The organism is Chloroflexota bacterium (assembly GCA_013152435.1).
Classification (GTDB): domain Bacteria; phylum Chloroflexota; class Anaerolineae; order DUEN01; family DUEN01; genus DUEN01.
Window position 1 is genome coordinate 1 of the sequence record JAADGJ010000148.1, and the last position, 16,787, is coordinate 16,787.

Genomic DNA, 16,787 nt, shown 5'->3' on the forward strand with positions numbered 1-16,787 from the left:
GGATCTGGACGGGGATGGACATCGGGACCCCTATGCTGGGGAGACGGAGGGTGTGCCCGGGGTTTACCTGACGCTGCGGGATGGGTCGGGGGCGCTGGTGACGGTGCGCAACACGAATCCCAGCGGGTGGTATCAGTTCGATGATGTGCGGCCTGGGCGGTACACGGTGGAGGAGGAGCAGCCGGCGGGATACGCCAGCACGAGTCCGGATGTGGTCGTGGTGGATGTGGTGGCTGGTGGGCAGCGCATCGTGGATTTTGGGGAGCAGCGGTACACGCCGACGCCGACGGCCACTTTGACGCCGACGATGACGCCGACAGCGACATTCACGCCTACGCCTACGGCCACGCCGACAGCGACGCCGACGGTTACGGCCACGGCGACGGCTACGCCTACGTCCTCGCCGACGGCTGCACCGGAGTCGGCGGGCGAGTCCTACCTGCCGTTGATCCTCGCCGAGTGAAGGAGAGACAGGGCTCTTGTCCGGGAAGACTTATGGAACCCAGAGGGCAGGGCCTTGGTAGGTGAGTTGTTAGTCGGCACGTGTCTGTTGCCGGGCTTTTGGAGGTGCGGACAGAGGTGAATCATGAGATGCAAGAGACGTATCTGGCTGGCGGTTCTGCTGCTGACGCTGGCCTTGCCTGGGATGGTGGCGATCTTGCCGATGCCGCCTCCCGTCGAAGCGCAAGGGGGATGGGCCATCGAGTGCGCGGATTGCCCCAGGTCCGCTGTTGACACGAGCGACCGCAGTCTGGCGCTGGATGGAGCGGGGCGTCCTCACATCGCCTATGGAGGGGATCACCTCTATCATGTTTACTACGACGGCACTGCGTGGCGTTACGAGACCGCCGACGATTCTCCCAACGTTGGTGAAGACGCGGCCATCGCCCTGGATAGAAACAGCTATCCTCACATCAGCTATTACGATGCGCTCAACGGCGATTTGAAGTACGCCTACAAAGATGGCAGCGGCTGGCACAGCGAGACGGCGGATGGTGGCGGCGACGTCGGTGAATACACCTCTCTGGCGCTGGACGGGAGCGGCCATCCTCATATCAGCTACTACGACTCGGCTAATGGGGATCTGAAGTACGCCTACCGGGATGGCACCGGCTGGCACGCCGAGACGGTGGACAGCGGTGGCGACGTTGGCCGGTACACCTCCCTGGCGTTGGACGGCAGCGGCTATCCCCACATCAGCTACTACGATGAGACCAACCACGGCCTCAAGTATGCCTATCAGAATGCCACCGGTTGGCACATCGAGACAGTGAACGCGGGGCTAGGTCCCTTTGGCGGGTACACCTCCCTGGCACTGGATGAGAGTGGCCATCCTCATATCAGCTACTTCGACTCGGCCAACGGCGACCTCAGGCATGCCTATCGGGGTGGCAGCGGCTGGTACACCGAGACGGTGGATACGGGGTTGGGTTCCTTTGGCGGGTACACCTCTCTGGCTCTGGACGGGAACGGCCATCCCCACATCAGCTATTACGATTCGACTAACGACGATCTCAAGCATGCCTACCAGGATGGCGCCGGCTGGCACACTGAGACGGTGGACAGCGCCGGTGATGTTGGATTACACACCTCCCTGGCGTTGGACGGAGACGGCTATCCCTACATCGGCTACTTCGACAATACCAACCGCGATCTCAGGCACGCCTATCAGGATAACAGCGGCTGGCATACGGAGGCGGTGGACAACCTCGGCTCGGTCGGCTGGTCTTCCTCCCTGGCGCTGGACGGAGACGGCTATCCCCATATCAGCTATTACGACTTGACCAACGACGAGCTTAAGTACGCCTACAAGGATAGCGTCGGCTGGCACACAGAGGCGGTGGACAGCGTTGGTCTCTTCTGGTCTGGCGGGGATACCTCTCTGGCTCTGGACAAGGAGGGCCATCCTCACATCAGCTACTACCACCTGGGCGACGACGAGCTCAAGTACACCTACCAGGATGGCGGCGGATGGCGTATCGAGACAGTGGACAGCGCCGTCTTCAGCGGAATCGTCTTCGGAATCTTCACCCGGTTTATCTCCCTGGCACTGGACGGGGATGGCTATCCTCATATCAGCTACTATGATGCCGCCAACGAGGATCTGAAGTATGCCCACAAAGATAGCGATGGCTGGCATACCGAGACGGTGGATAGCGCTGGTCGGGTTGGCTGGTACACCTCCTTGGCACTGGACAGGGATGATCATCCCCGCATCAGCTACTTCGACTCGGCCAACGGCGACCTGAAGTATGCCTATAAGGATGAGGCTGGCTGGCACATCGAGACGGTGGACCGTGTCGGCACCGTTGGCGCGTATACCTCCCTGGCATTGGACGGGAATGGCTATCCCCACATCAGCTACCAAGACGTCGCCAACCACGATCTGAAGTACGCCCACAAGGATGACGCCGGCTGGCATACGAAGACGGTGGACAACACTGGCGACGTCGGCTGGTTCACCTCCCTAGCGCTGGACGGCAGAGGCTATCCTCGCGTCAGCTACTATGACTGGGGCAACCGCGACCTCAAGTACGCCTACAAGGATGACGCCGGCTGGCACATCGAGACGGTGGACAGCGGCGGCGACGTTGGCCGGTACACCTCCCTGGCGCTGGATGGAGACGACTATCCTCACATCGGCTACCATGACTCTTCTAACGGCGATCTCAAGTACGCCCGGCGCGTGCCTCCAGCGACACCGACCCCGACGCCGGCACCCACCCCGGTGCCTGGGAACGAGTCCTACCTGCCGTTGATCCTCACGGAGTGAACGTGGACATCCGACATAATATGCCGTGCTGGGCGGCAGCCGTGAGAAGGTTGGGGCGACCTGCGGGTCGCCCCAAGTGTTTCGCTGCCGGGTAGCGGTCGCAAACGAATGTCGAAAGCTAGAAGTAGATGGTGCATGGGAGTATCATCTGGTTGAGGTGGGCACAACATCTTCAGAATTCCGGGTTTCTGATGCCGGTGGTAGAATGGGGGCGTGCGTTTCCAATCCTGAGCTCGGCGGAGTGTCCCATGGAGATAAGCGAGCGCGCGTTGCAGGAGCAGATCTGCGAGATCGGCCGTAGGGCGGTGCGCTATGGGCTGGTGAAGGCGATCAGCGGGAACATCAGCGCCCGGCCGCCCGGCGCGGACCGGTTCTGGATCACGGCCACCGGCACGGCGCTGGACGCGCTGACGCCCGACGATCTGGTGTGCGTGGACCTGAACGGCTGCGTGTGCGGCGGTGAACGCCCGCCGTCCAGCGAGTACCAGCTACATCTGGCCATCTACCAGCGTCGCCCGGAGATCAACGCCATCGTGCATCTGCACCCGCCGCTGGCGACGGTGGTGGGCACCGCGCTGGGCGAGGTCCGCCCCATGACTTTCGAGGGCAACTACTTCCTGGGCGACGTGGCCGTCGTCCCGCCCATCCTGCCGGGCACCCAGGAGGTGGCCCGGGCGGCCGCAGAGGCCAGCGATGAAAGCCGCGTGCTCGTGCTACAGCACCACGGCTCGGTCTGCCTGGGCGAGGACCTGGAGGAGGCGCTGTATCGCTCGGTGGAGCTGGAGGAGACCTGCCGGCTGATCGTCATCGCTCGCGCCATGAGGTCTACCTGCCCGGGTGGGCGGTTGAGCGGATGCGGGGCCACCGGTACCGCGAGGGGGCGTGAGGCGGGAGTGGGGAGCGATGAAAGGCCGAGCGTGGGAGCTCGGCCTGCTGGCTGGCGCGTTGGGCTGGGACGATACACGTATCGCCCCGGCTTTGTGCTCGCAGCGCCAGCTCCCATGCTGGCGCTGCAGAACGGGGGAAGCTCGGCCTACAAACCCGATCTATCTCGGCGCCAAGGGGTTCCTCCGCTTCTATTGCCCGGCGATGCGGCGCAGGCCCAGCACCAGCCGGTGGCCATCCACCTTCAGCTCACGGACGGCCTCGCCTTGCGGCTGCTCAGCCTCCCGCAGCTGCACGCTCAGCGTCTCGTTCTTGATGAAGTCGGCGAAGGCGGCGATGGCGGCGGCCAAGGGGCCGTCGGCCGCGTACTCGGTGACGATCCGATCCTCGATGGCGAAGCCAGCCTCCTTGCGCAGGTTCTGGATGCGGCGGACCACCTCGCGCGCCAGTCCCTCGTGCACCAGCGATTCGCTGAGCTCCGTGTCCACGGCCACCGTGATGCCGTCCGCGGCAGCCACCGCGAACCCGGTGCGGGGCGCCGTCTGGATGATCACCTCGTCCGGCGCCAGCTGGACGGGCTCCCCATCCACATCCAGCGTCAGCGGCTCCCCAGCGCGCAGCGTGCGCACGGCCGCCGTCGCATCCACCCCGGCCAGCGCCTGACGCACTGCCGGGAACTTGCGCCCAAAGCGCGGCCCCAGCTTGCGGTTGTCCGGCAGCAGCCGGTATTCCACCAGCTCGGCCTCCTCAGTCGTCACCTCCAGCGCCTTCACGTTCAGTTCGTCGGACACGATGCCGGCCAGGCGTAGCAGGCGGTCCTTCTGCGCCGGATCGGGCAGGACGACCAGCGCCCGGGCCAGCGGCTGGCGTAGCTTGACGTTGGCGCTGTTGCGGGCGCTGTGCCCCAGCGTCACGACCTGGCGGGCCAGCGCCATATCGGCCAGCAGCTCGCCATCGATCGCCTCGGCCGCGGGTTGGGGCCAGTCGGTCAGGTGCACGCTCACCGGCGCGTCCGTATCCACGGATCGCACCAGGTTCTGGTACATCGCCTCAGTCAGGAACGGGACGAACGGCGCCAGCAGCCGGGCCAGTGTGGTGAGCACGCCGTACAGCGTGTCCAGCGCGGCCGGATCGCCATCCCAGAAGCGGCGGCGGGACCGGCGCACGTACCAGTCGCTCAGATCGTCCAGGAACGTCTCCAGCTCCTGGGTGGCGCCAAAGGCGTCGTAGTCCTCCAGCCGGTCGGTGACCTTCCCGATGACCTCGTGTAGCCGGGAGATGACCCAGCGGTCGAGGGGCTGGGTGTTCGGGGATTGGGGGTCGGGAACGGCCTGCCACTCCTTAGGATGCCAGTCGGGAGTCAGGTTGGCATAGGTGACGAAGAAGGCGTAGACGTTCCACAGCGGCAGGATGAAGCGGCGGCGCACCTCGTCGGCCAGCTTGTAGCCGAAGAGCAGGTTGGCCTCCGGCCGATGCGAGCAATACATCCAGCGCATGGTGTCCACGCCGATGGTATCGGCCGCCTCGTTGAACTCGATCATGTTGCCCCAGGACTTGTGCATCTCCCGGCCGTCTTCGCCTAGCAGCGTGGCGAACCCCAGCACGTTCAGGAACGGCGGTCGACGCTCCAACACGGTGCTCATGGCCAGCAGCGAGTAGAACCAGTTGCGGAACTGGCCGGGGAACGACTCCGTGATGAAGTCGGCCGGGAACCACTTCTCCCAGTACGCTCGGTCGGTGCGGTACCGCAGCGTGGAGAAGGGGACGATGCCCGCGTCCAGCCAGGGATTCCCCACGTCCGGGATGCGGCTGATGAGCTCGCCACATTTGGGGCAGCGGATCTTCACCGCGTCGATCCACGGCCGGTGCGGGGTATGTCCCTCGAACGTGTCCCACCCCTCGACGGCTCGCTCCTGCAACTCCTCCTCGCTCCCGATGACCTCGAAGTGGCCGCAGTTATGGCACTCCCAGATGGGCAGCGCCAGTCCCCAGTAGCGCTTCTTAGAGATCATCCAGTCGTGCATGTTGCGCAGCCAGTCCAGCTCCCGCTCCAGGCCGAATTCGGGGATCCACCGGATCTGCCGGGTGACCTCCATCATCTGGTATCGCAGCTCGTCCATGGAGATGAACCATTCGTCCACCAGCCGGAAGACCAGCGGCGTGTGGCAGCGCCAGCACTCGGGATAGCGGTGGGTGTACGGCTCCAGGCGATAGAACAGCCCCTTCTCCTTCAGGTTCTCCACGATGGGCTCCGTCACGGCGCCCACGGCGCGCCCGGTGAGCCAGTCGAAGCCGTCCACATAGACGCCGAACTCGTCTAGCGGGGCGATCACCGGCAGGTTGTGCTCCTTGCTGAGCTGAAAGTCCTCGGCGCCACACCCGGGGGCGATGTGGACGATCCCCGTGCCCTCCTCCTCGCCCACCTCGTCCCAGGGGATGACCCGATGCTGCTCCGGGACGCCGGCCTCTCGCACGGCGGTCAGTTCGTCGAAGGGACCCTCATAGGTCCATCCGATCATCTCCGACCCCTTGATCTTGCCCAGAACCTCGTAGGGGCCCTTCAGCGCGTGTCGGGCTGCGCCCTCGGCCACGTAGTAAACCCACGTGCGGCCGTCCTCGTCCGTCTGGCGCACGCGCAGGTAGGTCAGGTCGGGGCCGACCGCCGCGGCCACGTTGCTGGTGAGCGTCCACGGCGTGGTCGTCCACACGAGCAGCGCCTCGCCGGGGCGATCGCGCAACGGGAAGCGCACGGTCAGCCCGGGATCGGTGCGCTCGGCGTAGCCATCGGTCACGATCTCATGCTGGCTGATGCCGGTGCCGCAGCGGGGACACCAGGGCATGACGTCGGTCCCCTTGTAGAGCCACCCGTTCTCCTGGCACCTCTTCAGGAAACCCCAGATCTGGTAGTTGTTCTCGTTGGAGAAGGTGAAGTAGGAGCCGCCCAGCTCGGGCAGGCCCAGCCGCCCCACGATCTGCTCCACCGTGTCGGTCACTGGACCGAGGGGGCCCTCCACCGTGATGACCTGCGATGGGTCCTCGTCCAGCTTGTCCCGCAGCCACCGGAGCTGATCGGGATCGTTCCAGTCCATCCAGTAGCCCAGCCGGATGGACTGCTCCGTCTGCACGGCGGCGTAGGTCAGGACCCGCTCCTTGCACAGCTTCACAAAGCGGTCGATGCCGAATGCCTCGATGTCCCGCTTCGACTGGAAGCCCAGCTCCCGCTCCACGTTCACTTCCACCCACAGGCCCTGGCAGTCGAAGCCGTTCTGCCAGCGCTCGTCGTAACCCTGCATCGCCTTGAACCGCTGGTAGAGGTCCTTGTAGGTCCGCCCCCAGGCGTGGTGCACGCCCATGGGGTTGTTGGCCGTGATGGGACCATCGATGAACGACCAGCGGGGTTTGCCGGCGTTCTTGCGGCGCAGTTGCTCGAACGCCTGGGTCTCGTCCCAGAAGCGCAGGATCTCATGTTCCAGCTTGGGGAAATCCGGTTGTGTCACAACGGGCTTGAAACGCTCGTTTTTCTCTCCCAATGTTCACCTCCTGCCCAATGGCGGATATCCCATCAAAACGTGTTCCGTGTAGATAGCACCACATTGAACCGTGGAGAGCATGTAAGAGCGTGTCTGAGGGTCTCCCTCAACCACCAGCTCCACAGGGGGAGGTGTGGAGGGGATCTCCCCTCCACGGAAACCTCTTTTTTCCTGCCTGCACCTGCCTTTCTCGGCCCTTTCCGAAGGGCCCAGCCGAGGCCAGGCAGGTTGAAGGCAGAAGAAGGGCTTTTTCCGGAGGGGCTCCCCACGGCAGAAGCAATGGCATTTCTCAGACACATTCTAAGGTGGCTCTCCGTGTAAGCCCCCACTATCTTCCTCTGGCAAGGGGGCAGGTGTGGAACCCTGTCCTCCCGGTTGGGTCTGTGAAGATGCCTTGTTGGGCTTCCCACCTTACCTTGTCTGTTTTCCTCTGGTGAGGGGGCAGATATGGAAATCTGCCCTCCTGGTTAGGTCTAGGAAGGGTTTCATGTAATCGCCGAAAGCCATCCGATCCTCCTGGTGTGGAAGCCGGCCCTCCCGGTTGGGTTCTGTGAAGATGCCCTATGGGGTCTCACACCTGCACCGCCTTCCAGCGCCCGCTCCGAAACCGCAGGAAGTTGAGCGCGCCGCGCAGGCTGAGGTCGATGGCCATGACCGTCCAGGCGCCCTGGAGCCCCCAGCCCAGGACGAGGACGACCAGCGCCCCCAGCGGGACGCGGATCAGCCAGAGCGCGGCGCCGGTGATCAGCATGGGCGCCCGGGTATCCCCGGCCCCTCGCAGCGCCCCGGCGAAGATCATCATCGCGGCCAGCATGGGTTGCACGAACCCGATCAGGCGCAGCGGCCCCGTGGCCAGGGCGATCACCTCGGCGTCGTCGGTGAAGACGCTCACCAGCGGCCGGGCGAAGAGGATGAAGACGACGCCCATCAGCCCCATGATGGCCGCTCCCAGGGCGTATGAGACGTAGCCGTAGCGTTCGGCCAGGCGATCGTCCTGCGCGCCCAACCCCTGTCCCACCAGCGTCGTGGCGGCCACGGCGAAGCCGAACCCGGGCATGAACGAGAGCGACTCCGTGTTCAGGGCCACGGAGTGAGCGGCATAGGCGGTGGTCCCCAGCGCGGCCACGATGCGGACGAAGGAGATCTGTCCCAGGCGCAGGAGCAATTGCTCGGCGCCGGAGGGCAGGCCGACGTGCAGGATTCGCCCGATCGTCGATAGGTTGGGAGCCCACGGCAGGCGCTGAAGCCGGAGCCCGGATCGCCCATGGAGCAGCGCTCGAAGGACCAGCGCCCCTCCCAGACCCCGTCCCACCGTCGCTCCCAGGGCGGCCCCGACCACGCCGAGTTGTGGGAGCCCGAAGGTCCCGTTAATCAACACCCATGCCACGACGATATTGACCCCGTTTACCAGCATCATGATGCGCAGGGGGGTGCGTGTGTCCCCCGCTCCCCGCAGACAGGCGTTGCCTACGAACATCAGCGTCGAAAGCAGGAAGGTGACCGAGACGATGCGCAGGTACTCCGTGCCCAGCCTCAGCGCGTCGTCCCGGGCGCCCATCAGGTATAAGGCCCGGTGAGCGAGCCCCACCCCCAGCAGGGTCGTAACGATGCCGATGACGCCGCCGAGCAGCATGGACTGGCCCAGCACGCGATTAGCGGTGCGGAAATCGCGTGCCCCCACCGCTCGGGCGATGAGCGCCGTGCTCCCCGTCGTGACGGCGGCGACCAGCGCGATGGTCATCATGATGAGCTGGGTGGATAGCCCCACGCCCGTCAGCGCGGCGGCGCTCAGATGGCCGACCAGGAACGTGTTCACGATGCCGACGGCCATGTTCAGCATCTGCTCGCCCACGGCCGGCAGGGCCAGGGTCAACACCTCTCGGGCGATCGACTCGCCTGGCGGGTGGGCGTGGACCCGATGCCCCAGATCACGCAGCCGATGCGGCAGCGAGGGCAACGCCGGGCGACTCATGACAACTCGATCACCAGCCGCTTGTTAATGCGCCCCTTGCTCTTGTAATCGACGATCTGGATTCGGCCGACCTCCCGGGTGTTGGCGACGTGCGTGCCTCCGTCCGCTTGCAGGTCCAGGCCGACGATCTCCACCGTGCGCACCTCGGTGATGTGCTCGGGCAGCAGGTTGATCTTGGTGCGGATGAGATCGGGGATCTGGAACGCCTCCTCCCGGGGCAGGATGCGGATGCGAACATCCCGGGCGGCGTCCACTTCCCTGTTGATCTTCTCCTCGATCTCGTGCACCAGGTCGGCATGCATGTGCTCGAACTCAAAGTCCATGCGGGCCCGGCCGGGCTGCATGTTGCCGCCGGTCACGGCCGCGCCGTAATCGCGCCAGATGACGCCGCACAGGATGTGCAGCGCCGTGTGCGTGCGCATGAGCGCGTAGCGTCGCTCCCAGTCCAGCCGGCCGGTCACCTCCGCGCCCACGGCCGGCAGCTCCCCTCCCTGCGAGAGGTCCAGGGTGTGCCAGACCGCGTCCCCGGTCCGCTTCACGCGGGTGACCGGGATCGCCTGCCCCGCGATCTCCAGCCAGCCCGTGTCGTGGGGCTGACCGCCGCCGCCCGGGTAGAAGGCCGTCCGATCCAAGGCGACGGCTCCCGCTTCCTCGTCCACCTCCGTCACCCGGGCGGGGAATTCTCGCAGATAGCTGTCCGTCAGATAGAGTAGCTCCGTCATGTCCGCTCCCTCGCTTGGTGATGGCGTGTCGCCTCCGGTGAAGATGCCGTGAGGGGTATAGGGCGGATGCCTGCTCGCCTCTATCGCTATCTCACGGAACCCCACCGTTTGAGTAGGCTATCGTTTGGACAGTGGATACCAGAGTCGGTGCATGTAGTCTTGGCACCCCATCTTTCGCCAGAAGGCCTGGGCTGCCGTGTTCCGGGCGGCCACGCTCAGCTCGACGTGGTCCGCCTCCTGCTCCTGGAACCATGCGACCAGGTGCTCGAACAGCGTCCGGCCGATCCCCCGACGCCGCGTGTCCGCGGCGACGCAGATGTCAGATACGTAGCCGTATCGGGCGGGTTGAAACACGGGAGGTGGGGTCTGCATGTAGCCGACGATGTAGCCCACGACCCGGCCTTTGGCCTCGGCGACGAGCACACACGCGTCCTCCTGTTCGAGGATGTTTTGCATGTATTCCCGCCAGGGATGCGTCCCGTCGGGCGCTGGACGGATGCGCGCATCGAGCCCGGCGTGGAAGCGCATCATCTCCTCCCATAGCTCCGTCAGGACGTCCATGTCCTGTGGAACAGCTCGCCGTATCGTGCAGTTGTCTCTCGTCCCCTGAGCCTCCATGGCGCCTTTCCCCAGGATTATCTCAAGCTTTGCCTTCCGGGTAGTGGAGGACATTGCCCTCCGCTACCCGCACAAGATACAGAGTCGTGCTGCAAAAAAGCCATGTATCTGGACCATCAAACGAAAAGCCCCCGTCCCCAAAGGGGACGAGAGCTCCCACTCGCTCCCGCGGTACCACCCCTGTTAGCGCGACATGTTTGCGCTCCCTCTGTGGAGGACCATCATCCTCCCGTGGTGGATAACGGACCACGACCCCGGCCAAGTCTACTGGTGAGGGGCTCCTGACCCCTCACGTTCGGTTGGCGGCTCCGGAAGGATTTTCGGCGTGGGGTTCGCACCCGGCTCCCACCTTCCCCGGGCTCTCTGTGCCGAACGGTCCGCGCCTACTCGTTTCCATCATCGCCTTTCAGGGCACCGTTTTGTGCAATACGACTATACCACGGGCCTCCGGGTGCGTCAAACCTGCGCTCTCTTGGCATGCACAGCAAGCCGTGGCTGCCCTTGTGACTGCCCCATAGGCATCAATTCAAGCGGTACGGAGGCATGATCCTGCGTCCTTGGGGTGGTTTGGAGGGGCGTCAGCCCCTCCAAAGAAATCCATTTTCAGCCCTTTACCTGCCCCGTGGGGCCGGATGCCACGGGCCGAGGTCCCAATCAGGCAGGTAAAGGCGAGAAGAAGCTTTTCCTTTGCGGAGGGGAAGCCCCTCCGCACCTCCCCTTCCAAGCGCGATTGCTCTTGGAGGGGAAATGGTGGCAAGCGAGGGTCCCACTTGTGCTGTTAAGTTGATGCGCATGGGACAGGCCTTGTGGCTGCCCCTGGGCGCCCACGAGGGGCGCCCCTACTGGGTGGCGATGAGGGGGATGTACAGGGCATGTTGGGACTGCGGCACGGAGGCAAAGGTCTGCCGGGTGGCCTGGGCTTCCAGCGGATGTGCGCTGGCGGCCGCATAGCCTGCTCCCACGTTGGGCTGGGCGGCGGGCAGGATGTAATACCACACATCGAACGTCAGGTTCGCGTTGCTCTGGCTCACCAACACGCCCGGGTCCGCGTAGGACTTATGGTCGCCGGTATCGGCGCTGCTCCAGGCACTGTCATCCCTGTAGTACGTTTGAGGCGTCCCGCCCAGCGGCGACGGATCGATGATCTGGACGATGGTGCCCAGGGAGGGATGGCTGACCTGGTTCCACGCGCTGAAGGGAGTGGCGGGCACTGCGTCGGCGTGACCGTCCACGGCGACCCCCGCGGGGGTGTTGGCGTCATAGTAGGTCCCGCCCACTATCGCTGGCGAGAGGTCGGCCGAGTAGCGGAACAGGTCCAGCGTGGCGATCACATCGCTCAGGTCGAGGCTCACATGCTCGTAGAACATGCTCTGGTAGTTCGTGAGGGTGAGGAGGATCCACGTTTGTGAAGTCTCATCGTCGTACCCCACGAAGTGCGTGATGGTGCGGACATCCCCGTCGCGAATCGAGTGCCAGTCGCTTCGGGGATCGACCATGACGAGTTCATCCTCGGTGATCGAGAGGCCGCTCGCCTGCACGCGTACCTTGGTCCGGTCGAGTACGTCGGTTGTGCTGCCGAATAGCTTCAGGGTCTCGGCGATGAGGTTGGCCTTTTTCATGGTCAGTTGATAGATGCTGCTGGAGGCCGTATACTCGCTGAAGTTCACATAATCGCGCGTCGTGCTCTTACTCAGGGTAGTGGACCGGTAGAGATAGACCCAGCAGCGCTCCTGAGGGTGGAGGGGATCGGTGACCAGGATCTCGTAGCGTGCGTGGCTGCGGGCGCTTGCGTCCGCGATCCATGGGGCGGTCTGGGCTTGCTCGCCGCAATCCCGGGCCATGAAGGCGAGCTCATCGTCCCCGTCTAACAGGCCGTCTTCGGCTGAGACGTAGATGCCTCCCTGTACCTCGTCGAACTGCCAGGGGATCTGTTCCCAGCCGCTGGCCTTGTGGTACGCGTAGAGGAAGAGCTCGTCGAGTGGGACGCCGGACCACGCGGGCATCCGATCGCCGGTGAGGACCACCGGATCCAGGGTGCGGGATATGGCCGCATGGCCCTCCTGGCCGAGCGCCGAGCTGGTGGGCGTCGGCGCCAGCATGAGGATAAGGGCTGTGAGCATGAGGAGATGGGTTTTCACGGGTTCCTCCTGAATACTCGTGGTTGTGGCTGAGACGTGATATCTGTATCAATGATCGGATCGTGTGAGACGGCACTGGAGGCTTACTTTGCGATGGCGGGCAGATACACGTGAAATCCGTTCCCGGGGGACTCCGATCGGTATGCGTACTTGATGATCCCCGCGTGGTCGTCGTAGTAGCCGATATGCGGCCGGCCGTCGTCGTCCAGGTATAGGGAGGTGTAGACGCCCACGCGGTAGTAGTTGGGATAGCTGTCTGGGACCTCGAAGTGCCAGCCTGTGGCGTCCTGGTAGGCGTACTTGAGATCGCCGTGAGTGCTGTCGTAGTAGCTGATGTGGGGATGTCCGGCCCCATCCAGCGCCAGAGAGGTGTAGAGCCCGACATCATCTGTGGCATCCACCGTCACCCGATGCCAGCCGGCGGCGTCCTGGTAAGCGTACTTGAGGTTCTTCCTGCTGGCATCGGCGTAGCTGATGTGGGCATATCCGGCCGCATCCAGCGCCAGCGAGGTCCACAGCCCGACGTTCCAGAATCGGTCCACCAGCGTGGTGTGCCATCCAGCGGCGTCCTGGTACGCATACTTGAGATCCTTTTCGCTCTCGTCGGCGTAGCTGATGTGCGCGCGGCCGGCCGCGTCCAGGACCAGCGAGGTGTATGAGCCCACGTAACCATCCTCCACCGTCTCGTGATGCCAGCCGGCCGCGTCCTTGTAGGTGTGGAACAGGCCCAGGAATGTGTAATTGCCGCGCGTGTAGCTGATATGCGGGTAGCCGCTCCGATCGATGGCCAGGGAAGGATACTTGACGTCGGCGAGAGGGAGATCCTCGTAATGCCAGCCTGCGTCGTCCCGGTAGCCGTATCGCAGCGTGTTGGCGCCCTCGATGTCGTTGTCGAACACCACATGGGGGCGTCCAGCCGCGTCCACAGCGATGGCATTATGCACGCCCAACTGGCCGGTCACATTCAGCCTCTCGACGTGCCATCCGGTCGCATCTCGATAAGCGTATCGGTACTCGTGAGGGCTGTTGTCGGTGAAGTAGATGGCATGGGGCCGGCCGTTCTTGGACCAGGCCATGTGAGCCCATCGGCCGGCCCTTCCTCCGGTGCGGATGGTCAACTGGCTGTTCCAGGTGACGCCGCTTGGCGATGCGTAGTAGATCTCCTGATTGGATCGATCGTATGCGATGTGCGGCTGTCCGCTGCTGTCCAGGGCCAGGGCGACGGAGCCCCCTCGGAAGTCATCGGTGACGGTGGCGATGGCCCATTGGGATGCGTTTTTGCGGGCGTATCGGACCACCTTGCCCTGGGGATTCCCATAGGCGATGTGGGGCGTATATGGGGAGGTGCGTTCCAGATCCAGGCTGGGGGCCGTGACGCTGCCGGGCGCTTCCACGGTAGTCGTATGCCATCCGCTGGCGTCCTGGAAGGCGTATTTCACCGCGCCGCCGGCCTGATAGGCGACATGAGGGCGCCCCGATCCGTCCACCGCCAGCGAGCAGCGCGAGCTGGATGAGATGCCCGTATCGACGATCGCGATGTCCCACGCCGAGCCGGTCCAACGGGCGTGCTTGTAGCGCTGATGGGCCTCGTCGTAATAGACGACGTGCACGGCGTAAGGCGGCGTGGGGGCGACCGCCAGCGATGTATACTTCCCGACCCCCATCGCGCCGTCTACGGTAGTCGTGTGCCAGCCGGCGGCGTCACGGTAGGCCACCTTGAGGTGTTGGTGGGTCGCGTCGTAGTAGCTGATGTGCGGGTAGCCGTTCGGGTCCAGGCCGATGTCGGCCCATTGCCCCACATCCCCCTCGCTATCGATCACCTCGATGTGCCAGCCGGCGGCATCCTCATAGGCGTATCTGAGGTCATGATCCCATGCGTCATGGTAGGCGATATGAGCCCGGCCGGCGGGGTCCAGGGTCATCGCCCCGTCGCCATCCAGCAGGTGTGAGCCGTCCACCGTTTCGTTGTGCCAGATTGCACCCTCCCGATGGGCGGCACGAAGGTGGAGCATGCCGTAGACGAGGTGCGGTCTGTCGCTCGCGTCGATGCGCAACCAGCGGCCATAGTTCCGGCCGACCATTCCCCCGTCGATATCCTCGATCTGCCAGGAGGCGGCCATCGATCGTTCGGCCTCCGGCCGAGCCGTTTGGGCGGCGATCTTCCCCGGGACCATGAGGATCTCTCCCGCCAGGGCGATGGCGGTGCACACGTACAGGACATGTAGGAGACACCTGGGCCGCATGGCTATCCTCCCGATCAGGCGGTATCAGTCATCGTGGAGTGATCTCGCATAAGGGCGCCCGGAGGTAGGCTCCCTTATCCCTTCACAGTCGTCTATAGCATAGTGGACTGCCAGGTAACTGACACCGGGGTGGGGACGTGCCACGCTGGAGGGCTGGAGAAAAGAGGGGAAGCCTGAAGGGGCGCCGGCTACGTAGGGGCGACGCATCCTATCTATGACGCCAATTCTGGGGTATGCGCTTCCCACATCAGAGACGCCGACGCCTGTCTCAGAGCGTGCCTGAAAATTTGCCGCAAGGTGTCTAAGGGGGCTCCCCCAACTACCAGCTCCACAGGGGGTGGTGTGGAGGGGATCTTCCCTCCACGGAAGCCTCTTTTTCCTACCTGCACCTGCCTTTCTCGGCCCTTTCCGAAGGGCCCAGGCCGAGGCCAGGCTGGTTGAAGGCAGAAGAAGGACTTTTTCCGGAGGGGCTCCCCACGGCAGAGGCAACGGCATTTCTCAGACACACTCTCAGCGAGGTCTCTGGGGATGCGTCGGGGAGATCAAGGCGATCGAGGTCGTTTCGTGGTGGGCCGTCAGAATCGTCCCACTCGCGGCGGCCCCAGATCACTGGACAGCATCAGGGCATCGAAGCATCGCTTCATCAGGTCGAGCTTCAGTGATGACCTGCCGGGGTCGAACCACAGATTGTGGAACTCGTGTGGGTCCTCCTGCAGATCGTATAGCTCACCGATCTCGTGGCCGTGGTAGATGCACAGCTTGTAGCGCCCATCGAAGATCATGGTCCCATGGCTGGCATACGGCCGGGCCAGGGAGTCGTGATATTCGGACAGGACGAAGTCCCGATGGTAGTGAGGGTCGGCCTGCCCCGTTAGAATGGGCAGCAGGGATCGGCCGTGCATGTCGTCGGGGATGGGCAGCCCGATGATCTCCATCAGCGTGGGCACGATGTCAGTCAGCTCGACCAGGGCGTCGCTGCGGAGCCCCTCCTGGAAGTGGCCCGGCCAGGAGAGGATCAATGGGATGTGGACCGCCCCCTCGTAGAATCGACATCCCTTGAAGAGCAGCCCGTGATCCCCCAACATTTCGCCGTGATCGCTCATGAAGATGATGATGGTGTTCTCCCGTTGGCCGGAGGCCTCCAGCGCGTCGAGCATGCGTCCCACCTGGTCGTCGATCAGCTCGATCTGGGCGTAGTAGGCGGCGACCATGCGGCGGGCGTCGTAGTCGTGGGGGGAGCGGGGCTCCTCCGTCTGGTGATCGATCCCTCGGAACGCCAGCTGGCTTTCCATCTCCTTCGGATCGAACAGGGGCATGGGCATGGATGCCACGTCCATCCGCTCCAGGTATTCAGGAGGCGGATCGAAGGGTGGGTGCGGGTCGAAGGGGTTCACGCTCATGAGCCAGGGGCCCTGGCGCGGCTCCGTCATGAAGGCGATGGCCTCGTTGGCGCACCAGGTGGTCTGATGATAGCGGGCCTCGATCCCCGGGCTGTAGAGTTCACCGCCGTCCCAGCCCTCCAGCTCTCTGGCCCCATAGGCGCGCTCCCACTCGATCCCCTGATCATGCAGCCATCGCTGGTAGTCGTGTCGATCCGTGGGCCAGAAAGGCTCCGGGTGCGGATGGTGGCTCCAGCGGAACACCCGGTATCCATCGTCCGGGCGTTGCTCGACGCGATTGTGGGCGGCGGACAGGTGCAGTTTGCCGGCCAACCCGCAGTCATATCCGATCTTTGCCAGCGCCCGCGTGATCAGCTTTCTCGCCGCGGCGGGCGGGAAGTAGGCATTGCCGTTGCGATGCACGTGCAGTGTGCTGGGGTAGTAGCCCGTCAGGAAGCTTGCCCGGCTGGGCGTGCAGATGGGATTTTGGGCGTAGGCGTTGAGGAAGGCCACGCCCTCGCTCACCA

General features: G+C 64.3%; 10 protein-coding genes and 1 other annotated feature. Of the genes, 3 read left to right on the forward strand and 7 right to left on the reverse strand.

Annotated features, from left to right (window positions below):
- The 3 genes from GXP39_19915 to GXP39_19925 all read left to right on the forward strand — a co-directional run.
- On the forward strand, positions 1-463 hold a 463-nt coding region (locus GXP39_19915), incomplete at its 5' end, for a hypothetical protein (GenBank protein NOZ30301.1).
- 123 nt (positions 464-586) lie between these two features.
- Positions 587-2,773, forward strand: coding sequence for a carboxypeptidase regulatory-like domain-containing protein (locus GXP39_19920; protein ID NOZ30302.1), 2,187 nt, complete (start codon positions 587-589; stop codon positions 2,771-2,773).
- A gap of 248 nt (positions 2,774-3,021) precedes the next feature.
- Positions 3,022-4,467 (forward strand): hypothetical protein, encoded by a 1,446-nt coding sequence (locus tag GXP39_19925; protein NOZ30303.1) that lies wholly within the window; start codon positions 3,022-3,024, stop codon positions 4,465-4,467.
- On the opposite strand, the gene GXP39_19930 is transcribed toward GXP39_19925, so the two are convergent.
- From GXP39_19930 to GXP39_19960, 7 genes are all read right to left on the reverse strand, one after another.
- Positions 3,850-6,747: an isoleucine--tRNA ligase gene (locus tag GXP39_19930; protein ID NOZ30304.1), complete on the reverse strand. Its 2,898-nt coding sequence runs from the start codon at positions 6,745-6,747 to the stop codon at positions 3,850-3,852. The two genes, GXP39_19925 and GXP39_19930, sit on opposite strands and share 618 nt — an antisense overlap.
- Before the next feature lie 1,012 nt (positions 6,748-7,759).
- Positions 7,760-9,160: an MATE family efflux transporter gene (locus tag GXP39_19935; GenBank protein NOZ30305.1), complete on the reverse strand. Its 1,401-nt coding sequence runs from the start codon at positions 9,158-9,160 to the stop codon at positions 7,760-7,762.
- A complete protein-coding gene (locus GXP39_19940; GenBank protein NOZ30306.1) occupies positions 9,157-9,882 on the reverse strand; it encodes an alanyl-tRNA editing protein in 726 nt (241 codons plus the stop codon). The genes GXP39_19935 and GXP39_19940 overlap by 4 nt, the downstream gene beginning before the upstream one ends.
- A gap of 117 nt (positions 9,883-9,999) precedes the next feature.
- Positions 10,000-10,443 carry a GNAT family N-acetyltransferase gene (locus tag GXP39_19945; GenBank protein ID NOZ30307.1) on the reverse strand — a complete coding sequence of 148 codons (444 nt, stop codon included), beginning with the start codon at positions 10,441-10,443 and terminating at the stop codon, positions 10,000-10,002.
- 196 nt (positions 10,444-10,639) lie between these two features.
- Positions 10,640-10,909 (reverse strand) — a binding site (T-box leader).
- Between the two features lie 430 nt (positions 10,910-11,339).
- The gene (locus GXP39_19950) at positions 11,340-12,638 is read right to left on the reverse strand and encodes a hypothetical protein (protein ID NOZ30308.1); all 1,299 of its coding nucleotides are present in this window, start codon (positions 12,636-12,638) and stop codon (positions 11,340-11,342) included.
- A gap of 83 nt (positions 12,639-12,721) precedes the next feature.
- Entirely contained in the window at positions 12,722-14,881 is a 2,160-nt protein-coding gene (locus tag GXP39_19955) for a hypothetical protein (GenBank protein NOZ30309.1), read from the reverse strand.
- Positions 14,882-15,456: 575 nt separating this feature from the next.
- Positions 15,457-16,787, reverse strand: a 1,331-nt coding sequence (locus GXP39_19960) for a sulfatase-like hydrolase/transferase (protein ID NOZ30310.1), incomplete at its 5' end; no start/stop codon positions are given.